Here is a 22,155-nt window from a genome sequence, read left to right as displayed (position 1 = left end):
GGAAAGCCGGTCGGACAGCCCAGACATTGATGCGCATGGATCTGGTCATTCTGGATGAGTTGGGTTACCTGCCGTTCAGTCAGATTGGTGGTGCTTTGCTGTTCCATCTGTTGTCGAAGCTGTATGAACACACCAGTGTCATCATCACCACCAATCTGAGTTTCTCGGAATGGTCGAGTGTATTTGGTGATGCCAAGATGACGACAGCCCTGCTGGACCGGCTGACGCACCATTGCCACATTGTGGAGACGGGTAATGAATCTTATCGGTTTCAGCACAGTAGTCTGTCGGCAAAGGCGCGAATCAAATCCAGGGAGCAAAAGCGGGAGGGGGCGGACGAGGCATTCTGACGGGAAAATCCACGGGTGAGACTAGCCCGTAGAGATATAGTTATGCACAGTCGCCGGTCAAACGGCGGCAACCATCACTGGGTCAATATTCAATCGGCAGGGTGGGTCAATATTCAATCAGCGCAAACAGGTCTCGCACTTGCACGCCGTTACGAGCCAGGGTTGAGTTGTGCACGCCCGTCATTTCAGCCAGTTCCCGATAGTTCGCCCGTACCATGCGGCGATCTGCTGCCCGAGCCACCAGCAAGGTCAATTGCTCGCCGGGTATCGTGCTGAACCTTGGCTGCAGGTAGCTCACCAAGCCCTGAACAGCAGCCAGCTTGTTGGCAGGCCAGTAACGGTCGATGACTTGGCGGGATCTGGCACAAGGCGCATTGCCGCTCCGTTTTCTTGCGCGCTCGGTCGGCTTCCACCTTGGGCCGCTCTCCATCCCTTGGCGGGCTTCCAGCATGGGTTCGTAGCGAGCCTCGATAGCGAACATCTCCTGGCTGGGCAGATGGTCGCGGACAGCAGCACGGATAAGGGCGCACTGCCCACGTACCTCAAGCTTGTCCAACTCCCCGAAGTCGATACTGGAACCAGCCCCATGGGTTTGTTCATCAAGCAGCGACTGCAGCTTGCCCTGTAGCTGCCGTTGCTTCGCGGGTGACGCCGTAGTGGCAAGGGTCTGCCGCAGCTTGGCAATTTCGAGGATGAGGTGTTCGTTCATCATCCGGCGCAGGTTGCCCGCCATCTGACTTTCGGCATGAGGCTCGTATGCCTGGATCAGGTAGGCAAAGTGCACTGCCTGCGAGACGCTTCTAAAAATCGCCATCCTATTTCCCTTGTCTTCCGTAAATGCGGCTGCCAATGCTTTGCAGCGTGATGCGTTCCCAGCCATCCGCCAGATCCTCCGGCCTGATCACCAACACCCCTTGCTCCCGCCATGCCCTGGTTCGTAGCTGCTTGAGCGATGCTTCGTCTTGCGTCTGCCTGGGCTGATACTTCGCCAGACTGCTGCGAACTGGTTGGTGTGCGATCCTCATTCGAACACCTCCGTACTCCAGCCACCGCCATCACGCTTTGGCTGAGGCTTCACCGCGATGAAACGGAATGGGTAAAGATCAGCTGCGACCTTGATCTTGACGCGGGCATCGTCCTGCCAATGGCCCTTGACCTCATGCATCTCCATCTGCCCGTTCTGCGCCATGACTGCGAAGTCCGGGCTGTAGAACGTGTTGTCAGCCAGGCGCAACTTGACGCCCTCGAACTTGTACCAAATGACCTCACCGCGCTGGCGTTGCGCTTCCAGGCGCTGTGCATAGGCAGCTTCCGTCTTGTTCATCTCGCCGACTTTGAGCCGGCCCAGGGCTTGCATCCGCTTCAGGCCGCTGGTGTGCATGGGGTATTCCTCGTGTATTCGAGCCATTCGTTTCGCTTGGCGATAACTGACGGCTTGGTTGAAACAAAGTCGCTACAGCGACGTGGAAAGGTGGCGCTGAAGTACTGGCTGCTGGGTTTGCGTTTGCAATTGCCCAAGTCATGGATCCTCATGTCGGAGTCCAGCAGATTGAAGCTTTGGCAGTCGATGCAGCGCACGGTCATACCTCCACCGCCTGTTCCACCGTCGCGGCGAAAGAAACCGGCCTAGGACCGCTCTCCCTCGAGTAGGCAAGCCGCAGCCCACCTGCGTCACTTGGTGCCCGAGTAAGGCGTAATCCCGCCCTCGCAGACCCACCGGACATCACACGTTGCGCCTTGACCGGGTCGCCAATCAGCATTGGCCGGTCAGATTGCATGCCGCGCTGACTGTTTTCAGACTCGGCAATGCCGGTCAGCACGGGCGGGTATGGCGGCAAGGCATCACGCAGCCGATAGCCCTGGTAAAGCGTCACAAAGCGATGGCCCAAGAACGGCCACTCGTCGTTGCTGATCTGGCCCAAGGCGGTCCAGCCACCCAGGTCGGTGATGCAGGCATGGATGATCGGGTCGTCAAACACCACGCTTGGGTAGGTGCCGACACTGCGGAGCGCCTTGTCCACCTGAGCCCAGGCCAACGCAGCGCTGTCCTTGCTGCCCCCGCCTTGAAGCATGCGCACGATGTCGGCCGGCTTGGGCGGGAACTGTCCGCGATCCGGGTCGACGCAGTGGCGGTTGAGCGCCATGCGCACAGCAGCAAGGTCAAAGGGCTCCATGGCGGCACACCAAACATCCAGGGTGAAGTCCGACACAGACTTCCCGTAGAAACCCAATACATCGCTCAGCAATGCTGAGAACACACTCTCTTCGTCGTTACGCATGCACACCTCTTGCTGCTTGTCTCTTGGCTAACCATTCCTCAGCAACCCTGCGGTTACTCGCCTCCAGGGCTTCCTGGCGGTTGAGCGTCGGCTTGGCGGTAAAAGTGGGTCGGTGGGGGCTTTGGATCGGGCTCCCCAGATCCCCAATGATGGCGTTCAACAGGCCGGCATTGATCGGCTGAGCGTTGCCTTGGTTGGCTCTTCGTTGCTCAGCGATTTCCAGGGCTTGCAAGGCGGTGGCATCGCTAACGCCGCTTTTTGCCCATTCCTGCACATGCGGATTGCTGGCTTGCAGACTGGCGCCACGCTTGCGGAGCAGGATGGTCAATTCCAAAGCCCGAGATTGGGTGGCATTGCCCTGCGGCGGCGGCAAGGCTTTTTCTGGCTCGACACTTTTTGGCGCTACACAGATTGAGTTTTCTATGCTGCTGCTTTCTTCCTCTATATCTGGGATTGGGATTGGGTATGGGAATGGTGCTTGGGTAGCCGTTGCATCACGCGTGACAGGTTGTGACATACGCGTGACAGGTTCAGATCGACTTTCAGGCGCAGCTACCTTTGGCGCAGAAGCCAGCATCGTCCGCAGCGTCGCTGTGGGGGTGTCATAGGGAGGCACAATGCCTACCGCACGTAGCTGTTCAAATAGGGCTTTGCGTTCTTCGCGGTGGCGACGCTGGCGTTCTTTTTCGTTAAGGCGACGCTCTTCACGCTCATCCGAACCCTCACGAAACCTAGCTATTTCCTGGTCCGCACGTTTATTGATGTAGTAACCGTCTTCAAGGATGAAGAACTCGTTAAGCACGTCTTCCAGGGCTTGCTTCTCTTCATCTGTACGTGCGCACACCAAGCGAGCCAGTTGCCTGTGGTCTGCAGGCAATGGTTCCTCTTCTAGGTAGTAACGGCGCAGCAAGCGCGAATAGCAGGCATCCTCAAGTAAGGTAAGGTGGGAAGTCGCAGCTGCGTAGTCACCGATGTGATGCTCGAAGTAATTCATACTCCTTGCTCCGCATCGGCTGGCAACGTGCAGTTGTCGCAACGATTCGTACCTGTCACGCGTGACAGGTGCTGTTCCGTCGCAGCTTGGGACTTTGCTGGTTGCTCGTTCTGGTTATCGAGCCAGGAGAGATAAACGAAAGCTGCAAGTAAAGTTAAGCTCACCGCGAGCGGGTGAAGGCTGAACCCAGGCTCTGTATCTGTGAGGCTTGGAGAGGTACTAGATACTTCGTGTTGATAAGGCATGAGGACGCCCCCGCGCACCCAAAAGCTAGGGTGCCTGATTAAATTTAAATTGAATTTAACTTAATGCCATGCGACACTAGATAGGAGTTTTGTCAGCAGCAGGTGCCTGGAAAATATCCGGTCGAAGCTGATGGCGCTTGTAGCAGCCACCACTTAGCTGCTCGAGTTCGATGCAACGCTGTACGGGTACTGGATACTTGCCGGAAGCCCAGTAACTCACTGTGGATGGCGTGACTTTCATCCGCTCAGCAAGTACACGTTGACCACCAAGCATTCTGCAAATCTCCCGGACAGCTTGCTGGCTTGGAAGGAGGGGTTTGTGTTGGTAGCTAAGATCAGTCATAGTCGTTGGATATTAAGCAATACACTACGATACGTAAAGATAAATCCAACATAACAGGGTAATTATTTATGGCTAGGCCAAATAGCGATGCCGCAGTCGGCATGCGAATCGTTGCGGAAATTAAGGCGCAGGGAAAATCACAGGCTAGCGTGGCGGCTGCCATCGGCATGACGCCGCCCGCCTTGAGTTCCTCTATTAAGACGGGCTCGATAACGTCGATGAACCTACTGAAGTTGTCGCGCGAATTGGGTCGATCGATGTCTTATTTCTTAACAGGCGAAAATGGGCTTGAAGTGACCGTGCCTGAAGAGTTGCATGACCAATTGCAAGTCATGCTGGGGCTGTATTACTCCCGCTCACTAAGCCTTGAACAGATTGATGGTGTGTTGCAGCAGGTTATTCACGCCGATCCCAACTTGATGGTGGGCGTAGGTCAGCTTGATCCGGAAATTGCACCGCTGGTGAATCAGTTACGTTCCATGTCACAGCGTCGTACTTTGCCGCGTGGAGGTGCAAATGCCCTGGCTACATTGCTGCGAAGTTTTGATGTGCACCAAGTACCTGCTGATATCGAGGAAAGGAAAGCAGGATTTAATGCCGCTATTGAAGAAGCGAAGGGAAAACCTAGTAAAGCACCAAACTGGCGTGGGCGCTCATAGTATTTCGTGCACTTGTACTCCCTAAAGTGCGAAAAACCCCCAAAGTGAAATGGTTCATATTGGGGGAGTGGTCTGTATTGTATTTGTTTCAGATATCGCACTTTAAGGCTTAATTACTGAATTCTCCAACCATCCTTCTGTGGCTTTTCCACTATCTGAAACGAATCTTATCTTTGTTCTATTTTCTTTTTTATCAAGAACAATAACCGTATCACCAGAAACAAGATAGGCTCGCATTGGCTTCTCCGCTGATGGAGAGTTGAATAATTTTGCTTTGCTGGATACTACAATTCCCATCTTATTAATTGCTGTTGTATTAAGAAGATCGCGACGTGATGGCGTTTGCAACGAGAAATCTTCGTACCGTGCACATGCCCCTACAGCTTTATCCGATTTAAGCAACAGCCATGGCTTCCCACCTGTTTCGCCGAACTTTACTTTCCCACCTATTTCCTCTGAGAGATAAGTCGGATCAACCAGCTTTATCTCTGCTTCAGTTTCTCCTTTAATTTTCCCATAAAAGAAAAACTTACAAGTAACCTCTCCCGGGCCTTCTCCTCCAGCAGAAGATTCAAACTCTCCCGATATGGAGCCACTTGATTTATCGAATGCTAGCAAAACACCACCATAATCCCCGGATACTGGAGTGGCACAAAATGCACTGGTATAAAGCACCAAAGAGAGTATTGCTATTGAAATACTGCTATAACTATTCACTTCTGACTCCACTTCTTATATGCATTTTCAATTTTTGTGTCATAGTTATAGTCCTTATATCCAGGACCATTATATGCTCTCGCTATTCCGGCAAAATTCTTATCTTTCATATGAGGAATTATACCCGGAGATATTTTCTGACAATAAAGGACAAATGCCTTCAATTGTTCTGCTTCTGATTGCGACATTTTTTCACCGAAATCAACTGCAGAGGCATATCCCATTATTGTTGCATACTCTCCTAATATTTGGAAAGCTCCCCATGAGCAACACATATAGGCTGCTTCTTTATCTAATTTCTGGGATCGCATTAGTCTTTTGTAGTTTTCTTCGCCTGCCGCATACGTATTAACTCCAGATGCTCGTACTTTCTCCCCCAGAAGTTGTTTTCCAGAAATGGCATCTTCAGCCTTATCTGTCTTTTTGTTATATCTTTTGTAATAAGCAAAGTCTACATCTTCACCAGAAATACTCTTCAATTTCATCGTTGACTTGACATATGTTCCTTTCTTAAGAATATATGGGGTCGGGTAAGATAAATCAGGGTTATCTTGTGTATATTTCCCATTGGTAAATTTGTGAAACTTGTGTCGTTCATACAGAATTTTTGGGACAGTCACTTTTCCAATCTTCATAAAGCCACTGCTTCCCGCTTCAACTTCATTAATTGCCTTAATTAAAGCGACTTCAATACCTAACTCGTCTGCAGCATCTTTGAAATGCTTTTCTGAGAGTATCTCACCAGTATAATGATCAAGTGAAGACAAATCTAAGCCATCGGCTGTTACTACAGCCACCGGTTTTCCTTCTTTTGTTTTAGTGTCTTTAACACGCCACCCAAACTTTTCTGAGACCTTGCCCCACCAAGCTTGTACTTCTCCTTCAGGGTTGACCTGAACATCTTTTCCAGGGTCATACCTAGGTGCTTCTTTCATTGTGGGTGAGATTATTTCACCCGGTTTCTTTTCATGCGGTGCTGTTTTTGCCTTTACCAAAACATAAGGGCTTAACATTGTTATTCGACGTTCTCCATAACCACTAGGGCCACTTCGGACAAGCTTCCAACCTTCCTTGGGATACCATACCCAGAAATCGACGAGATCGCGCGGAGATTCCGTAATAATTCGAACTGTTAAGCCGTCAACACCTGTTTTACCTTCTTTCTTTTGATCATAAGTACCGGATGATGGTAGTTTCCTAGTTGCATCTAGCTTTTGTACGCATATACGATATTTTATTCCTCGAATTGGATGTCGTTCTGCATCCAATACAAGTCCTTGAATACCACATACAGCTTCTTTTCTTAATGCAATACGGCGACCAAAATCTTTCCGAGTAATTTTATTCATGCCATTTATACGCTTCAATTCTGCGGATTTGAAGCCATATTTTGTTGCTATTTTCTCAAAAGTGTCCCCTTCACAAATAATATGAAAATCACTCTTTTTAGGGGTATAGCGACTCATTTCTACGTACTCTTCTCGTCGTCATCAATATCGTCAAAGTCCAGTTCTTCTTCTTCGACAGCCCATTGACTCTGCTTATCATCAAGAAAGACCAACAATTCTTCTTCAGATTCGGTGAAAATACGATCCGTCATTCCATCTGAATTAAGCTTACCCTCAGACAAAATTTCCCCAGTTGGTCGCATTGCTACATAAGTAGCTTGTTGCATTCTTTCTTGAAGTAAATTGTCCTTTTGTAAGAAGCTCGAAAAATCAAAGCGTTGACTGTAGTTACTATTCTCAGGTTTGGGTGCAAGAACTGACTGGGGTAAGTTGGGAAGTTCTTGAATCATGGTTCCTGGCCCAACCCAGGATTTCTTGCTGGCCTGTACCGTGATCGTTCCAGGACACGCTACCTCAATTGCACCATCAGCAATCGTCAAGCTGGCCCCATTTGCAGTGCGAATAATGATCTTCTTGCCAGCCGCCAACGTCACGTCGCCGCTTGCCGATTCGAGCGTGAGCTTGCCCTTGGACGCAATCTGCATCGCCCCGTCGTGCGCCTGAGCGATCAAGTCACCCTCACCCACAATGATGCTCAAGCCCTGCTGTTCATCCTTCTCTCCCTCGGCCAATCCACCGACGATGCTCACGCCCTGGTTGGCATCAATACGCAGCTGATTGCCTGTCATCAGGTGCAGGTGTCGTCCTGCCAACCAGGATTGGGTTTCATTGCTGAGCATGAACGTATTCTCGCTGGCAGTAATGAGCCCGTTACGGGCTGCCAACAGAATAATCGGGTCGGTCATCGCCGGAACCGTACCCGGCGTCTTGGCGCTGTTGGGCTTGGCTTTGATGTTCTTATCGCCGGCATCCGTCAGGGCTTTACTGACATCCTCGGCATCGACCTGACCCTGCACTGCATGCAGAAAGGCGGGAATCGGGCTGCGCTTGGGATCAAGGCTGCAGTATTGCGATCGGGTGGTGCCCAACTGGCTGGCGGCGGGGATGCCCTTATGGGTAGCAGTGGTCTGGCTCAATGCTTGAGAAAGTTGCTGCGCCTGTTTGACCAGGGCCAGTGGACCTGCGAGTTCGCCTGCAGGTTCATGGGTGTTGTTGTCGTGGCGGATGCTGTAGCTGGTGATCAGCCACCCTCGGCCGGCACGCAGTGCCCCATAGGCATCGGTACGCAGTTCCGCCCCTTCACCGCGGAAGCTACCCCGGTAGTTGTCGGCACGGTGGATCAGGTGACCCAGGTTCAGCTGGCTGCACGCCTGGGTGGTGGCCAGTTGAACCGCCAACTGACCATCGCTGTCGTCGAATAACAATTGGTTATACCCATTGCCGTCGAGCGCCTGACTCCGGATGCCCAGCAAAGCGCCGGCATGGCGGTGGCCATCGTCACCAGGCGCGGCGCCATGCCAGACCGGGCTGTTCCCGCCCTGCAGATTACCCTGGCCAGAGGGGTTACGGTCATTGGCCTGGCTGAACACCTTGGTATCGGGTGGGGTGAAGTTTGAATTACTGTCGCGTGTAGTCCGCGCGGGGGAGTAGGTGGCATCGCCTTCACCCACACCGGTATATTGGCTGCCGATCACAATCGGCTGGTCGATATCACCGTTCAGAAAATCCACCCAGACTGCATGGCCGGGACGCGGCGTGAACTGCATGCCTCGGGTGGGACCGGCACTGCGTTGGATGACGCGCATCCAACAGGTATCGGTATCGTCCGGGCTCTCGCCCGTCTGCCAAGGAAAGCGTACCTTCACTCGGCCTAGTCGATCGGTATGGATAGGGCCATCGCCCACCACGACGGCAGCCAGTGGGCCTGGCACTGCACGCTTGGCGTGGAATAGCGGCCGCCATGGCAGTTCCCAGCGTTGCAATTGACTCAGGTGCACAAACCCCTTGGTTTCGGCGGCTTCGGCAAAGCCACTGAAGTCGGTTGGCGATTCGCGCCAGACGATGTTGTGGATCTCATCCTGCAAACCCAGCCGCTGCAAGGTGTAATCGAACCGGGTGGCAAACTGTTTATCCTTGCCCAGGCGGGAGGCAACGGTCTCTTTGGCGGCCTTGGGCAGGTTGTTGATGCCGGCAAAGCGCTGGGCGCAGTGCAGCAGCTTCGGGTCACCATCGCGATCCTCGCCAAACAGGCGGTTGTTGTACTGGGTGAGGGTAAAGTGGCGGCCAGGGCGCAGGCTGCGCACTGTGCCTGCCGCCCGGAGGCTTTCCTTGTAGCAGTTCACCACGTCGGCAATCAGATCGATACGGGCCTGGAGCAATGCTTGGGTGGTCAGGTGCGCCCCCGACATCGGCATGAACTGCTCCACCCCGCTGGTTTCCCCTGCGCTCGCTGTGACTGAGTACCGCCCAGTGTCATTCCAAGCCTGGGCGGTCAACACGGCCGGACCATCGCCGTAGTAGCCCTGCAGTAGTTGGAAGATCGTGTCCTGCTCTTCCACGCTGCTGTCGCCATGAAAACGGATGCCACGGCCGCCCAGGGCATGGTGGGAACTACGGTCTTCCAGCAGTTGTTTCGAGTCTCCGAAGATCACCAGGCGGTGCTGGGCTGCTACCCCCATCGCTTCACCGGCCTCGCCTGTCTCTTCGAAGAAGAAGCCCAGGCCCGCATTGGCCAATAGGCGGCGGATAAATACGTAGTCGCTCTCACGGTATTGCACGCAGTAGTGAAGCGGCGTGGTGGCCAGTTCTTGTGTCTTAGCGTCATTGGTGGCCTGCCACACCACATAGGGGGCATAGGGCTCCAATACCGCTTCAACGATATCGAGAATGGACCGATGCTGAAACACCCGGCTACGCACATTCTTGTGCGCATACCAAAGTCCAGGCACAACCACCAGCTTATAGCGGGCTAGCCCGCCATCACCGGTGTCGTCGCTGGCTTCAGCGATATAACCGGTACGCTTGCAGCGCGAACCATCGGACAGGCTGATTTCCAAGGCCACCTGCCGCCCCAGCAAGTCACCGAGATCCACATAGGCATCGGTGGAGAGACAGCTGATTTCCATCACCGGGATTGTCGATAGCGCCTCGATGCCCAGGAGTGCTTCGACCAATAGCTTGTCGTCAGGCAGGCCCGCCACTTTGATCGCAAAGAGCCGGGTATATGAGTCGAACAGGGCAGTAGGGTCAAACAGCTCGACAAATGCCTTCGGCAAGTCTGTGGTCGACGGTGGCATAAAGAATCCTCCTTGCTTGCATCTGTTCTTCTTTAATAGGCCCGAGTGTAAGTGGCGAGCCAGACAACGACAAATTAGCCAGCGCTAACTTAAAGAGCAAAGCGGACGTAAAAAAACCGGTGCGGATTGCTCCGGCACCGGCTAGCTAAGCTTTGGAGAGACTAGCTACTTACTGCGCAGGCCCTACGTGCTTCCTCAAGCAAACTCTTACCATCGGGGAAATTGGCATCGAGAATAATCAGCAGCCTAGAGTTGCCAGCCTTTGGATCGATACCATGCACGAGAAAGTTCACTACGTCCTCTACAGACTCACCTTGATGGGATGTAGTAACTATTTCTAGCCAACCCAATTCTCCACCCTCCAATGCAGCATCGATTTGGTCTTCGATTGCATCCGCATGTTCACCGATTGAAGCAAAAGATACTGCACCCGCAGACATGCAGCTCTTGACCATCTCTAAGGCTGCCGGACCAGTTGGCAATTTGCTCAGAGCTACCAAACATACTGTTGGCATCTCAACAAGAGTACTGAAATCATGCCCTTCTGGCTGCGCAATATATAACTCACAAGACTTCATATCGCATAATCCTAGTTCAATAACGACCACGTATTTTGTCGATGTTTCTCTGGAAAGTTCGAATTTCCGTTTCTAGATGTCTGATCCGCGCTTCCTGCTGTGCCCGGATAGCAGCTTCTGACTGGTTCTCCATACCTGGCCGCACAGTTGGATTTGCCTTGAAGTCGGCTATTTTCTGTTTGTGTTTCTCAATCTGCTTTTCCAATGAACGAATTGACTTCTTGTCTTCATTCGATAAACCGTCATCTTCATCTTCTGGATCAGGAGCGCCGCCAGCAGCGCCTGCAACCATATCGCCAATCTTATCCGCAGCAGTCTCACAAGCCTTAACTGCGGCACTCATTCCATCAGACACTGCTTTCTTGCATGCAGGTGTAGCAACGCATGCAGCCCCTAGACCCATTGCCCCCCAAAATGCTGCGTCATCAACCAGGGCGATTAAGCCTCGCGGATCTGTGTATCTGAGCGGGTTCCCACCCACATAGGCATAGGTATTGATCCCACCCTCTAACCCAATCGGATCGCTCTGCAAATAGCGACCACGCTTTGGGTCGTAATCGCGGAAATAGTTGTAGTGGTTGCCAGTTTCCTTGTCGAAGTACTGCCCCGGGAAACGCAGGTTGAAGGTGTACTTTGCTCCCGTACCTTCAGGGTCTTCGTTGGCGTTAGACGCACCAAACGGCTCACCGAGTTCCCAGGCCCAGATGGCGCGTTTGGTGGCATCGGTCACCAGCCGTGGCGTTCCAAGGTGGTCGGTATGGATGTTACGAATGTCCATACCATTGTCTACTAGTGCAACGGGGGTGTTACCGAGGTAGATATATTCGCGTTTGAATACGCCTGCTTGATCCGATTCAGCAATCAACCGGCCCGATACGTCGTAATGAAAGATGGTGGTTGTGCCCTGGTAAGTCTTGGCGACGCGTTCACCCATCGCATTAATGGTGAATTGCGCGCCGGACGCTTCGACCAATCGGCCACGGGCATCATAGGTGTAGCTGCCATTTCCGCTGGTACGGCTGCCATTGGCATCGTACTGGTAAACAGGGTTGTCGCCATTGCCTGAACTGGCTTTCAGCCGGTTACTGGTGGTGTCCACATCCTGCGGGGATACCGCATCATCGCTGCGCCGGCTTGTACGATTGCCATTAGCGTCGTAGCCATAGCCTTCACTGGGCGAGAACGAGAAGCCATTGCGGGTCAGGATGCGGCCATCTTGCCATTCGGTCAGCCGGTCCAGTTTGTCGTAGCCATAGCTGTGGGTTTGGCCGATAGGCAGGCCCAGCCGCTGTAATAACCTTTCCCACCAACCGCCGCTGATTTTCTGGCTGGTGATGCGGCCTGCGGTATCTCTGCCTAGCGTAAGCGTGCTATCCCCCAGGCTGACCGTGGTCATCTGGTTCAGGTTGTCATAGCCCGTCGTGCGGACTTCGCCATTGCCCCAGGTCCAACCGGTTACCTGCCCGAAAGGTCGATATTTCAGGTTCTGGATGACGATCTTCTCGGCAGCGGTGCCTTGCTTGGTCGTTATCTTGCTGACTTGGCCAACGTTGTCGTAGAAGTAGGTGACAATGCGGCCGCTGGGGTAGGTTAGCTTATTGAAGCGACCTGCTGTGTCAAAGCCGTAGCCGATTGTGTAATCCTTGTTCCAGATCGTGCGCTTTTCACTGGCAACACGGCTGTAAGGCCCGTAAGTGAGTACGGTCTTACCGCTGGCATCGGTTACTTCAGTGACCATGCCTGTAGCGGTACCGCTGGCGCCAAAGGCATAGGTCTGGGTCTTACCATCCGCAAACGTCACCTTGTTAACGCGGCCGGCTGTGTCGTACGCGTACTGGGTGGTTTGGCCTTTGGCATCGGTCTTGGTGAGCCTTCGCCCATCTTCACGATTGGTGTAGCGGGTGATACCGGTATCCGGGCTGGTAACCTGTATCAGATAGTCGAATGCATCGTAGTGATAGGTTGTTACCAGACCGCGCGGGTCGGTGACGCTGGTAGTACCTTGCTGGGTGTCATAGGCATAGCGCGTAATACCGCCCCCTGGGTCAGTCATGCTGCGCAGGCGGTTGCGCCCATCATAGGTATAGGTGGTGACCCGGCCGAGGTTGTCGCGCATTTCGGTGCGATTCCCCATGGGATCGTAGCCATAGCTGACCCAGCCACCATCGGGGCGGGATACCTTGCTGACGCGACCCAGCTGGTCATATTCCTTGTCCACGCTTTGAATGACCGTGGCGGTTGCCGGCATGGCAAGGGCACAGGCCGCGGCGAGCGCCAGCAGGCGCTTAGGTGTTGTGAATAACATGGCTTAGCTCGCTTGCGGCATAGGTTGGGTGAGGGCAATCATGTCAGCGTCAATGCGCTTGATTTGCGCAGTAAGACTGCTGCCTGCCACGACTTCTTCACGGGTGCGGGTACCGGCTGCATTGAGCACATAGCGGGTACTATTGCCGAGCTTGTCGCGCACGCCGGTCAAGCGCTGGGCGTCGTCATAGATGTAGGTCAGCAGATTGCCGTCAGGTGTAGCAACGGTGTTGAGCAGACCCGTCGGGGTGTAGCTGTAGGTCGTAGCCAACGCGCCAACCTTCTGGCTAAGTAAACGTCCGCGTTGGTCATAGGTCAGCGTGACGACATCGCCATTGGGGCGGGTGATACTTAGCGGCAGGCCGTCAGCCGTGTATTGCGTATAGCGCGTGACTGAACCAGAAGGTTCCGTGACCGTAGCGAGGTTGCCAGCGGCATCGTAGGTATAGGTAGTGACCAGGTCGTTGGGAGCTTTGGCGCTGGTGATGCGGCTATGCTGGTCGTAAGTCCAACTGCGCCATTGGTAATGATTGTTGCTCAGATTGATGACAGCCTTGGCCTGCAGCAGACCATCCTCATCGTTGAAGTATTGGAAGTACGTTCTACTGCGAGGATTATTGATGTTTGTTGGTACCGGCAGGGTTGGATGCCAAGCGGTGGTGACCACATATTCATCGAGTGTGCCTGTGGCCTCGATGCGCTTGGTTTCCAGCTTCCGTGCTGCGTCATACTCATAACGAGTGACGCTGCCATTGAAGTTGGTCGCTTCAGTCACGTTGCCATAGGCGTCGTAAACCAGCTTGCTGTTGCTGGCATTACAGCCTGCACCGCCTGGTTGGCTGTTACCGGTCAGGAAAAGGCCGGTGCCGATCTTCCTGAAGTGGTAACGGCGCTTGGCGCCGAGCGGTGAGGTTTCATCGGTCCATTGGCCATCAGCATCTATTCCATAAGCCAGGGTAACCGCATCAACACCATTGGCGTGCTTGGACAGTACCGCACGGCCTTGCTCATCGTAGGCCCAAGTAGCAAAGCGCTTTTGTGCTTCGTCGATGATGCCGGCCAGTAAGCCGGGTTTCTTGGCATCATCGTATCGGTATTGACGTTGTGTGGCGTCGGCGTAGGTCACCCCCGTCAATAGTCCGTCTGCGCTGTAGGCGTAGGTTGCACTGCTCTTGCCCGCGGTTTCGACCTTCAGCAAACGCTTGGTGGTCGCATCATAGGTAAAGGTCAGGCTGAATGCAGAGCCGTTTTCGGTGACTTGGCTTAACAAGCCGTTCTGATAACTCAGCGTGTAAGTACGGCCGGCAATGTAGCGCAGTGAGGTGAGTTTCCCCTCTGCATCGTATTGCTCAACGGTGGTCGGAGAGAACAAAGTAACGCCGTCGTTTCTCACAACGACGCGTAAGGTTCTCTTGGTGGCAGGATCAAGCAATTCACCATCACGGCTGATATCCACCGAGGAGCCATCAGGTCGCTCGATGCGATAACGGCGGATGGTGATCGGGCTGTTCTGGTCTGGCCAGACGAAGGTTGAGGCGACATCGGTAGGCTTAGGGCCTATCGAAACCCGGACAGGCACGATGCGGGCTTGCCAGTTGTGACGCCAGCCTTTGCCCAGACCGGTTTCTACTGTGCCCGAGGCGCTGTTGTAGCTGCGGAAGAACGGAATGCGGCTGACGATGCCGAAATCGTTTTCGCGCTGATATTTGTTACCAGTAGCGGTGTTGATCGGGTTGCCCGAACAAGTATCGGGTTGACCCTGGTCAGAATCCGCATCCTTGTTACCAGTTCCACCACCGGGCGTCGGTGGTTGCTCCGTCATCGGAATCGGCTTGCAAACCTTGGGATCAGTGCCCTCGACGGGATACTGATCTTCTGGGCATTCAGTATTGCACCATGCACCACCGGCATTCGCCTTGGTCGTTACACCATCCCCGCAGCTAGCAATCACACTGTTGTAACCGTTCTTACCGCACTCAGGCATTCCATGATGCCTTGCTTCCCAGGTCGCCGTGTTGTGGTACCAGCTGACGCCTAGAAACACCCAATCGACGTTGGCGCATCCTGGCCCGTAATTGTTGGCATAGCCTTGAATCAGCTCTTGCTTTGCAGCAGCAAAGGAGGAGTGCAGTTCTTTATTGGTGCGGTAGTGAGGCATTTTGAGCGATGCATCCGCCATCGCCATAGGCGAAGCTAATGCCAGCGCAGTAATCAAGCATGGGGGCAAACCCCGGCTAACGAAGTGATAAGGCACGCGTATGTATCCCAAGTAAGAATGAGAAATGGATGTGTACAAGGTGTTCAGCCGCAGTGTGGCTATGGCTGGTAGGTAAAGAAAAGGTTTAGCTAAAGAGACGCCCAAATGGTGTGACTTTGGGCTTAGACGCAAAGCTCTAGAAATTTCCGGCGCGGAGGGTATCCGGCAATGGTGGACATGTCAATTGACTAAGTATCCCGATAAGTCTCTGCCTGGAAAGGAATTTCGCCAGGGGATAAGCCTCAATTTGGCAGCTAATCTAGGCTGCATGCGCTATTGGCCTATACCGCTAGTAACCAGTACCTAGCGTATTCGAAGGGACAAAATCGGACATGAAAAATTTGATTGCCATAACCCACATATCATATTTATTTCAAATGTCATAGATCAAAAACATACCGTTCGTCGGTTTTGTATATTAAATAAACAATACTCTACTAATATTGCCGGCCACTAATCACAGCCGACAGGCAACTGTTGGTGCAAAGAAGAACATTATTTGATGGCTTGGCTTCCTCCGTTAACGGTACTCAATGCCACGAACTTACGTGGCTTAGTTACCGCCTTTTATGGCTTCTCATCCTGCGTTTCACTGGCTGATATCACGGATGAGCATGGACAAGAACATCAGGTTTACATCAAAGCCTTCCCCAAGGCTGGTGACTTCCTCGTCGGTGAAGTCCTGCTCTGGGGACTAAGTAAGCTGCGGGATCTGGAATGCCCAGATCAAGCATGGCTGATGGTGATACCTGCAACGATGTTGAAGTCGCTATACCGTGAAGTAGATTGGCTGAAAGAGTGGGGTGAAGAGGTTCCCTGCTTTGTCACTTCGTCTCTGATTGCGGATGCTCCTCCGCAAACCTGTAGTGCTCCAGTTGAAACAGAAGAGTTGCGAAAGTGGTCCCAACTGGACGAAGCCATCGCACTCGTAGAATGGCTAGCAAATGCAGATGCTAACCTCGGTAACTTGGTGCGGCTGCCCTGGCCGGGTGGCGTTACCTACGGTTTGATCGATGGTGGATGCTGCCTTGGCTTAAGTGAATCTAATCCCCGACTCGATGAACCACACCTTGATAAGTTGCGTCCGACACGTGCAGGGGAGGCGATTTATAACAAGCTGGCTGATGCTGTTTACGGCGTCCCGCTTGCCTCAAAAGAGGCAATCTCCGTCATGAATGCAGCTAAGGCGCATGAGCGTTTGTTGAAAGACGCAGACGAATTTTTGACCAAAGAATTATCACGAATTTTGGGTGATGCATCGCTGGTATTGGTAGTTATGCGCTTATTGCGTGAACGTGCATCACTCTCATGGTTGACAAGGAATACACATGCCCAGTACGGAAGCTTTAGCCTTAGTCTCACGGCTTAAGAAAGCAGCCATACCTGCAAACCACACGAGTAATGATGCGCGTGGCGTAAGGTGGACGATCAGCCTGCGCACTTCGCTGGGTTCTAACGAACAGATCGCATGCGGAGTAGCGGTACTGGTTCTTAATGGTAATGGCTATCCTTCGGGCAAGATTCTCAGTCGATTTGCCGACTTGGAGCCGCTTAGGACGCAATTCTCTGCCCTAGCCTTCAAGGAACTTGTTCGGGTAGTCGCAACTGCGCAGCATTCGTTGAACAATAACGATGCACGAAATCCTGTTCCCTCCATGCTGGTTTATGGTCCGGAGATGGAATGGCACTACCCAACACCTGAAAAGGCATTGGATTCGCTGGTAACAAACCACATCAGCTTCTTAAGGGGGCCTGAAGAGAAGTTCCTGCAAGCTGGCGGTCACATCTCGCCCATCCCGCCATTCCAAGTCATTTATGAAGGACTAGATGGGTTAGCGGAAGGAATGCAGTTCTGCCAGGAACAGGATAGGTTCTACATTATCTACAACGGCCGTCTTGCCATGGTGCTTGATACCCGCCACGAGCGCTTTACACCAGCTGAAGCCGTAAAGTTGGGCTTGCTTGATCTCGTCATGCGTAGCGACGGGCAGCTTGCAACAGCAGCCTTCATTGTCGGGAATCATGAACCCAAGTTGAAGGAGTTGATTGTCCGCCTGGGCAAGCAATTAAACCTTGAGACACACATCAGTTCTGTCACTGAGTCTCAGGCAGAGATTCTTCGCTTTCTGCAGGCTGCCTAGTTAACTTCCTCCCCGTCCTGAAGGGCGGGGGGTTGTCCGCACTGATCAAGCCAATAAAAAACCCCAGCAGCATCCCCGCCGAAGCGAGGACACCGAAGGGGCCGTGTTAGAAACATTATAACAGTTCCATCGTAACACCGCCGAGGGTGTCGGTTCAGCCGACACCCTTTTCTTTGGCTTTGATCAAGGATCGGCATTGAATTCCGACCTTTACCATCCACTTCAGAGCGCCTAACGCTTTCACTGAGTGTCAGGCTGCCTAAGTACGGCAATTCTTGCTCCTTATGAGGTTAAACAAGCCCTGAATTTAATTCAGGGCTTGTCGCAGGCAAAGACAATCGAATGGTTCGGCTTCGAAAGCGTGTTTCTGAACCTAACGAAAAGTTAGGGTCGAAAATTTACCAAGAGCGTCGGCTGAACCGACGCGCTTTTCTATGGCTTTGATCAAGGGTCGGAATTTAATTCCGACCCTTTTCATCATCGTTCAGGCGGACAGTAAGTTTGCAATTCGTACCCACCTCTGCATTAGATTTGATTTAATTGATGCACTGCCGTAGCATTTATCAAGCTAAACCAAATTTCCTTCCAGTTGCGTCCGTCTTTGAACCGGGTTAAGCTGTTCCCGTCGCTGCTCATCAGCGATACGGGATTGGCGTCCCGGTAATGAGGCGGATCAAGCCGCCTTACTTCAATGCGCGGCTTTTTTGCGTCCGTTTGCACAGCTATTCCCTTTTTGGGCGGGCCGTGTGGGAGGGTCGCAAGACCCGCCGGTTCCTCATTCCGGTACGCCAATCCTGCACGGTTCCGCCCCCCCCAATTGGCGTTGGGGTAGCGGATTCACAATCTGCATATGAGGAAGTCTGCAATGTCCACTAGCGTTCTAGGCGCGTCCGCGCCACAGCTATATTCTTTTCAAGTTCAATCTGAAGGCTGGAATATTCGGTCGCTATTGATCAATGGGGACCCATGGTTCGTTGCAGTAGATGTATGCCGAGCATTGGCTTTGCTTAATCCAAGTAAAGCCGTGATCTCACTAGATAGTGATGAGAAAATGGTTAGTTCTGCGGAATGGTTTTCCGACCCTAACTTAAAGTTAGGGTCGGCAGGAAATGGTCCTCAAAGCCTCAACCTAGTCAATGAATCCGGCCTCTATACCTTGATCCTACGCTGTCGCGATGCAGTTAAACCAGGGACAGTTGCTCACCGCTTTCGCAAATGGGTTACGTCTGAAGTACTTCCCAGCATTCGAAAGCAAGGCACTTACCAACACACTGGCAACGCTGGATTTAGCCCAGAACAACTCAGTGCTATCCACGCACATCATCAAGTCATGCTCCAGTGCTTCGAGCATTACCGACAGCCAGAAATGGAAAACAAGCTGTGGGAGGGCATAAGGGAACAGTTTGGCCCGCTGGAAGAGATTCCCGCCAGCGCGTTTGCGGAGGTGCTGGTCAAGCTCAGTCAGATCGCAATTGACGAACCATTCTCAAAAGACTGGATCAGCTTCCACGACAATGTAGCCCAAATGTATATCCAATATGTCAGGAAGGATGGGCGAATGGAGGGGTATGAGATAAAGCCTGACTCCATAATCGTCACCAAAGAATGGTTGTCCAATATGCGGGAGTGGTTTGCCAGTGTAGCCCGCCAACAGGCTGATGTAGTTGCGGTGTTCGATGCCCGCATCGGCAGAGCCAGCCTGCCCATCTAACCCCTTCAACCTCAAAGCGTGCCGTCCATGCTCTAAAGCCTGGGCGGCTTTTTTGCGTCTATCCAATCTAAAAATTAAGTATCTCTCAATTGTCACACTAAATTACTTCATTTTTGCTTGACTATTGCAAAGCTAAATCTTACAGTGTCGTTAAGTATTATTTAACGATCAGACGGGTTAGCGATGTCGATTCTTTTCTCCAAGTCAGACCAACGCACAGTTGTGGAAGTCCTCAAGACAAAGGGTATGAATTTAGGCCAAGCACACGGCCGAATGATTTGTGGTCGGGCGGTGATGAAAGTACGGAAAGATAAGCCTACCGCCTGCACTGCCCCCTGCTGCGATGCCCAAGCAGCGTTGAATGCAGAGTCAGCCCACTTACTTACCAAGCTGATTGCCCACTCCGCAGCCAGCATGACTTCCCGCCACGACTTGGCACGACGCGAAACACACATCCTGGCAAAACAACGCATTGAACGCCTCCGCAAAGAAATCGGCGAATGCGCCCGAAGCATTCGGAACCAGCTGACACCGACTCCCTTACGCCAGCACGTGGTCACAAATTACTACCGAGGCGGCCAGTCCGAGACCTTCGGCACATAAGCCAAACCTCCCGAATTCGACAGGCTCTGTGCCAAGCGCAGTGCCTATAAGACGCAACTCCTAAGAAGAATCTATGAACCCCGATTACCAAGCCCCCAGGCAGGTTGTGACTGTACGCGCCTCATCTTGGGGAAAGTTGTTTGACTGTGCCCATAAATGGGAAGGCGAACACCTGCTCGGCATGCACAAACCAAGTGGGCCTCGCGCCCTACTGGGTACCGCGATACACGCCAGTACAGCCACCTTCGACCAAGCTCGCATAGAAGGCAAAGCATTGACGCCGAATGAAGCTGCCGGAGCCCTGGTGGACATGCTGCATACACCACCCTTTGAGGTTGCCTGGACAGACGATGATTTGAACCTGCGTGATGCTGAGTCGATAGGGCTTTCACTACATACCCGTTACTGCCTGGACTGGTCCCCGCGTTTCGAATTTGTCGCGGTGGAAATGACCACCAAGCCGTTTCAGATCGATTGCGGAGGCGGGATGGTCGTTGAGCTAACCGGCACCTTGGACCGCAGCCGTATACGGCGTGAAACGCAAGGCGTCGGTATCAGTGACTTGAAGTCAGGCGGGGCCGCAGTCGAAAAAGGCCGCGCCAAGACCAAGGGGCACCTTGCCCAGGTTGGCACCTATGAACTCCTTTACGAGCATACGACCGGCATCGCACCTAATGCCCCGGCAGAAATCATCGGCCTCAAGACCAAAGGCAGGCCAGAAATCGCGACTGCGGAAATCAAAGACGCTCGCCGAGCCATGGTCGGCGATGCAGAAAACCGAGGATTGATCGAGTTTGGTGCCGAGATGTTTCGCACCGGTCTATTTCCCCCGAACCCCCAAAGCGTCACCTGCCACCCCAAGTACTGCGCACGGTGGCAATCCTGCCTTTACCACGACTAAGAACAGGCAAATACGATGAGTACCCAAACTGCAATTGATATCCAGCAACTCAAACGAACCTCAGTTATGCCGGCTCGCGAAGCTGGGATGGGAAACGTAAAGAAGTTCTTCGAAAGCCAGAAGGGAGCAGTTGCTGCTGTCCTGCCTAAGCATGTCACTCCTGACCGTATGCTGAAGATCGCCCTGGGTGCTTTACGCACTACTCCCAAGCTGCAGAACTGTACGGTTGAGTCACTAATGGGTGCTACCGTGCAATGCGCCCAGCTTGGTCTGGAACCCAACACACCGCTAGGGCATGCCTACCTAATTCCCTTCGAGAAGCGTGCCAATGTTGCGGGTGAGTGGAAGGTGGTAGGGACGGAAGTTCAGATCATCTTCGGATACAAAGGGTTGATTGATCTGGCGCGGCGCTCTGGTCAGGTAGTCAGTATCTCAGCACACGAAGTCTGCGCAAACGACGAGTTTGATTACGCCTATGGGTTGGACGAAAAACTTATCCATAAGCCATCACTTGGCGAGCGTGGTGAGGTAGTGGCTTTCTATGCCGTCGCCAAGCTGGTCGGTGGCGGCTATGCCTTCGAGGTGATGAGCAGACAGCAAGTTGAGGCAATTCGCGACGCCTCACAAGGCTGGCAAATGGCTTCGCGTAAGAAGAAACAGAACGAGAGTGCTTGGGGTCCACACTTCATCGAAATGGGTCGCAAAACCGTATTACGTCGGCTCTTTAAATACCTGCCTGTTTCAATTGAAATGGCGACGGCGACAGCCCTGGATAGTCGATCCGACTCTGGAACAAGCCAGGGATTGGATCAAGTGCTGACAGGTGAATACACCGTGCTGAGCGACGATGCCCCGATGCTCAGCAATGATGAAGCGGAAAGCACTCCGGCTGCTACCTCACCACAGGCCAAAGAACCCGATGGGTTATGGACACCCACCCCGGAAGAAGCCGCAGCCATTCATGCACGTGAACGGGCAGAGGCAGCAGCCACATCACCCCGTGCAGCGGGCTCTCGCCGCGCCGCATCGCTAGACATCGAATAACTTCCCTCTTTCACTACTTTCATTTAGCTAAATTACTGCGTAAAGAGAAAATGAAATGAAACTCGAAGACAAAATTGCACTTGATGCCAAGATCAGAAATGCCCTCAGTGTTGCTTCGGAAGCAAGCGCTAAAGAGTTAGCCGAAGCACTCCAATTACCCATGGAAACCGTTGCAGCGACACTACATCGAATGGCAAAGGAACGCATACTTACCTGCATTAAGAATCCAGGCTTTCCTATCCTCTACACGCTCTCTCCTAAGAGTGTGTTTTAAAAGTCTCAAACTGTTCCCATGTGTTGGATTTTGACATGGCTAAAAAAGTAGCGGCAGGAGAAAGCGACAGTACCCGACCGATTTAAGCGACAAGAAGTGGAAACGGATTG

Annotated in this window: 21 protein-coding genes; 9 read left to right on the top strand and 12 right to left on the bottom strand. The window is 52.9% G+C overall.

Features of this window, described 5'->3' with window-relative positions:
• Window positions 1-350, top strand: a 350-nt coding sequence (locus tag ACUHMQ_RS16755; RefSeq protein WP_445296607.1) for an ATP-binding protein, incomplete at its 5' end; no start/stop codon positions are given.
• Between the two features lie 106 nt (window positions 351-456).
• On the opposite strand, the gene ACUHMQ_RS16750 is transcribed toward ACUHMQ_RS16755, so the two are convergent.
• The 6 genes from ACUHMQ_RS16750 to ACUHMQ_RS16725 form a co-directional block, all read right to left on the bottom strand.
• Window positions 457-1,164, bottom strand: coding sequence for a hypothetical protein (locus ACUHMQ_RS16750; RefSeq protein WP_445296606.1), 708 nt, complete (start codon window positions 1,162-1,164; stop codon window positions 457-459).
• 1 nt (window position 1,165) lies between these two features.
• Window positions 1,166-1,375: a hypothetical protein gene (locus tag ACUHMQ_RS16745; protein WP_445296605.1), complete on the bottom strand. Its 210-nt coding sequence runs from the start codon at window positions 1,373-1,375 to the stop codon at window positions 1,166-1,168.
• A complete protein-coding gene (locus tag ACUHMQ_RS16740; protein ID WP_445296604.1) occupies window positions 1,372-1,758 on the bottom strand; it encodes a DUF1064 domain-containing protein in 387 nt (128 codons plus the stop codon). Before ACUHMQ_RS16740 ends, ACUHMQ_RS16745 begins: the two co-directional genes overlap by 4 nt.
• A gap of 172 nt (window positions 1,759-1,930) precedes the next feature.
• Window positions 1,931-2,629 carry a DUF6475 domain-containing protein gene (locus ACUHMQ_RS16735; RefSeq protein ID WP_445296603.1) on the bottom strand — a complete coding sequence of 233 codons (699 nt, stop codon included), beginning with the start codon at window positions 2,627-2,629 and terminating at the stop codon, window positions 1,931-1,933.
• Window positions 2,622-3,623: a YdaU family protein gene (locus ACUHMQ_RS16730; RefSeq protein ID WP_445296602.1), complete on the bottom strand. Its 1,002-nt coding sequence runs from the start codon at window positions 3,621-3,623 to the stop codon at window positions 2,622-2,624. The genes ACUHMQ_RS16735 and ACUHMQ_RS16730 overlap by 8 nt, the downstream gene beginning before the upstream one ends.
• Window positions 3,624-3,944: 321 nt before the next feature.
• Window positions 3,945-4,211, bottom strand: a complete 267-nt coding sequence (locus tag ACUHMQ_RS16725) for a transcriptional regulator (protein WP_445296601.1) — start codon at window positions 4,209-4,211, stop codon at window positions 3,945-3,947.
• A gap of 68 nt (window positions 4,212-4,279) precedes the next feature.
• On the opposite strand from ACUHMQ_RS16725, the gene ACUHMQ_RS16720 reads away from it, so the two are divergent.
• Window positions 4,280-4,870, top strand: coding sequence for a helix-turn-helix domain-containing protein (locus ACUHMQ_RS16720; protein WP_445296600.1), 591 nt, complete (start codon window positions 4,280-4,282; stop codon window positions 4,868-4,870).
• A gap of 102 nt (window positions 4,871-4,972) precedes the next feature.
• Here the strand turns inward: ACUHMQ_RS16720 and ACUHMQ_RS16715 are convergent, their stop codons facing one another.
• The 6 genes from ACUHMQ_RS16715 to ACUHMQ_RS16690 form a co-directional block, all read right to left on the bottom strand.
• A complete protein-coding gene (locus ACUHMQ_RS16715; RefSeq protein WP_445296599.1) occupies window positions 4,973-5,587 on the bottom strand; it encodes a hypothetical protein in 615 nt (204 codons plus the stop codon).
• Complete coding sequence (locus tag ACUHMQ_RS16710) at window positions 5,584-7,053, bottom strand: LysM peptidoglycan-binding domain-containing protein (protein ID WP_445296598.1); 1,470 nt, start codon at window positions 7,051-7,053, stop codon at window positions 5,584-5,586. Before ACUHMQ_RS16710 ends, ACUHMQ_RS16715 begins: the two co-directional genes overlap by 4 nt.
• Before the next feature lie 2 nt (window positions 7,054-7,055).
• A complete protein-coding gene (locus ACUHMQ_RS16705; RefSeq protein ID WP_445296597.1) occupies window positions 7,056-10,232 on the bottom strand; it encodes a type VI secretion system Vgr family protein in 3,177 nt (1,058 codons plus the stop codon).
• 161 nt (window positions 10,233-10,393) lie between these two features.
• A complete protein-coding gene (locus ACUHMQ_RS16700; protein ID WP_445296596.1) occupies window positions 10,394-10,810 on the bottom strand; it encodes a DUF7684 family protein in 417 nt (138 codons plus the stop codon).
• A 16-nt stretch (window positions 10,811-10,826) separates the two neighbouring features.
• Entirely contained in the window at window positions 10,827-13,115 is a 2,289-nt protein-coding gene (locus ACUHMQ_RS16695) for an RHS repeat domain-containing protein (protein ID WP_445296595.1), read from the bottom strand.
• Window positions 13,116-13,118: 3 nt separating this feature from the next.
• The gene (locus tag ACUHMQ_RS16690; protein WP_445296594.1) at window positions 13,119-15,368 is read right to left on the bottom strand and encodes a DUF6531 domain-containing protein; all 2,250 of its coding nucleotides are present in this window, start codon (window positions 15,366-15,368) and stop codon (window positions 13,119-13,121) included.
• A 505-nt stretch (window positions 15,369-15,873) separates the two neighbouring features.
• On the opposite strand from ACUHMQ_RS16690, the gene ACUHMQ_RS16685 reads away from it, so the two are divergent.
• The 7 genes from ACUHMQ_RS16685 (at window position 15,874) to ACUHMQ_RS16655 (ending at window position 22,045) form a co-directional block, all read left to right on the top strand.
• Window positions 15,874-16,740 (top strand): hypothetical protein, encoded by an 867-nt coding sequence (locus tag ACUHMQ_RS16685; RefSeq protein ID WP_445296593.1) that lies wholly within the window; start codon window positions 15,874-15,876, stop codon window positions 16,738-16,740.
• A complete protein-coding gene (locus ACUHMQ_RS16680) occupies window positions 16,700-17,512 on the top strand; it encodes a hypothetical protein (RefSeq protein WP_445296592.1) in 813 nt (270 codons plus the stop codon). The genes ACUHMQ_RS16685 and ACUHMQ_RS16680 overlap by 41 nt, the downstream gene beginning before the upstream one ends.
• Before the next feature lie 865 nt (window positions 17,513-18,377).
• Window positions 18,378-19,223: a BRO-N domain-containing protein gene (locus ACUHMQ_RS16675; protein WP_445296591.1), complete on the top strand. Its 846-nt coding sequence runs from the start codon at window positions 18,378-18,380 to the stop codon at window positions 19,221-19,223.
• A gap of 183 nt (window positions 19,224-19,406) precedes the next feature.
• On the top strand, window positions 19,407-19,826 hold the full coding sequence (locus ACUHMQ_RS16670) for a hypothetical protein (RefSeq protein ID WP_445296590.1): 420 nt from the start codon (window positions 19,407-19,409) through the stop codon (window positions 19,824-19,826).
• Window positions 19,827-19,899: 73 nt separating this feature from the next.
• The gene (locus ACUHMQ_RS16665) at window positions 19,900-20,727 is read left to right on the top strand and encodes a PD-(D/E)XK nuclease family protein (RefSeq protein ID WP_445296589.1); all 828 of its coding nucleotides are present in this window, start codon (window positions 19,900-19,902) and stop codon (window positions 20,725-20,727) included.
• Between the two features lie 15 nt (window positions 20,728-20,742).
• On the top strand, window positions 20,743-21,771 hold the full coding sequence (gene recT, locus ACUHMQ_RS16660) for a recombination protein RecT (protein WP_445296588.1): 1,029 nt from the start codon (window positions 20,743-20,745) through the stop codon (window positions 21,769-21,771).
• Between the two features lie 55 nt (window positions 21,772-21,826).
• Window positions 21,827-22,045 carry a hypothetical protein gene (locus tag ACUHMQ_RS16655; RefSeq protein WP_445296587.1) on the top strand — a complete coding sequence of 73 codons (219 nt, stop codon included), beginning with the start codon at window positions 21,827-21,829 and terminating at the stop codon, window positions 22,043-22,045.
• The last annotated feature ends 110 nt before the right edge of the window (window positions 22,046-22,155 follow it).

It is taken from the genome of Chitinimonas violaceus (assembly GCF_052601015.1).
The sequence above is the reverse complement of the archived record's forward strand: the minus strand, read 5'-3'. Positions and strand labels throughout refer to the sequence as shown.

What these genes read in the sequence shown, in the direction of transcription:
- ACUHMQ_RS16740 (WP_445296604.1), bottom strand. Translation starts at nt 1,758, where the DNA reads ATGGCTCGAATACACGAGGAATACCCCATGCACACCAGCGGCCTGAAG.
- ACUHMQ_RS16735 (WP_445296603.1), bottom strand. Translation starts at nt 2,629, where the DNA reads ATGCGTAACGACGAAGAGAGTGTGTTCTCAGCATTGCTGAGCGATGTA.
- recT (WP_445296588.1), top strand. Translation starts at nt 20,743, where the DNA reads ATGAGTACCCAAACTGCAATTGATATCCAGCAACTCAAACGAACCTCA.
- ACUHMQ_RS16675 (WP_445296591.1), top strand. Translation starts at nt 18,378, where the DNA reads ATGTCCACTAGCGTTCTAGGCGCGTCCGCGCCACAGCTATATTCTTTT.
- ACUHMQ_RS16720 (WP_445296600.1), top strand. Translation starts at nt 4,280, where the DNA reads ATGGCTAGGCCAAATAGCGATGCCGCAGTCGGCATGCGAATCGTTGCG.
- ACUHMQ_RS16750 (WP_445296606.1), bottom strand. Translation starts at nt 1,164, where the DNA reads ATGGCGATTTTTAGAAGCGTCTCGCAGGCAGTGCACTTTGCCTACCTG.
- ACUHMQ_RS16700 (WP_445296596.1), bottom strand. Translation starts at nt 10,810, where the DNA reads ATGAAGTCTTGTGAGTTATATATTGCGCAGCCAGAAGGGCATGATTTC.
- ACUHMQ_RS16685 (WP_445296593.1), top strand. Translation starts at nt 15,874, where the DNA reads ATGGCTTGGCTTCCTCCGTTAACGGTACTCAATGCCACGAACTTACGT.
- ACUHMQ_RS16745 (WP_445296605.1), bottom strand. Translation starts at nt 1,375, where the DNA reads ATGAGGATCGCACACCAACCAGTTCGCAGCAGTCTGGCGAAGTATCAG.
- ACUHMQ_RS16725 (WP_445296601.1), bottom strand. Translation starts at nt 4,211, where the DNA reads ATGACTGATCTTAGCTACCAACACAAACCCCTCCTTCCAAGCCAGCAA.
- ACUHMQ_RS16705 (WP_445296597.1), bottom strand. Translation starts at nt 10,232, where the DNA reads ATGCCACCGTCGACCACAGACTTGCCGAAGGCATTTGTCGAGCTGTTT.
- ACUHMQ_RS16670 (WP_445296590.1), top strand. Translation starts at nt 19,407, where the DNA reads ATGTCGATTCTTTTCTCCAAGTCAGACCAACGCACAGTTGTGGAAGTC.
- ACUHMQ_RS16695 (WP_445296595.1), bottom strand. Translation starts at nt 13,115, where the DNA reads ATGTTATTCACAACACCTAAGCGCCTGCTGGCGCTCGCCGCGGCCTGT.
- ACUHMQ_RS16710 (WP_445296598.1), bottom strand. Translation starts at nt 7,053, where the DNA reads ATGAGTCGCTATACCCCTAAAAAGAGTGATTTTCATATTATTTGTGAA.
- ACUHMQ_RS16680 (WP_445296592.1), top strand. Translation starts at nt 16,700, where the DNA reads ATGCCCAGTACGGAAGCTTTAGCCTTAGTCTCACGGCTTAAGAAAGCA.
- ACUHMQ_RS16665 (WP_445296589.1), top strand. Translation starts at nt 19,900, where the DNA reads ATGAACCCCGATTACCAAGCCCCCAGGCAGGTTGTGACTGTACGCGCC.
- ACUHMQ_RS16730 (WP_445296602.1), bottom strand. Translation starts at nt 3,623, where the DNA reads ATGAATTACTTCGAGCATCACATCGGTGACTACGCAGCTGCGACTTCC.
- ACUHMQ_RS16655 (WP_445296587.1), top strand. Translation starts at nt 21,827, where the DNA reads ATGAAACTCGAAGACAAAATTGCACTTGATGCCAAGATCAGAAATGCC.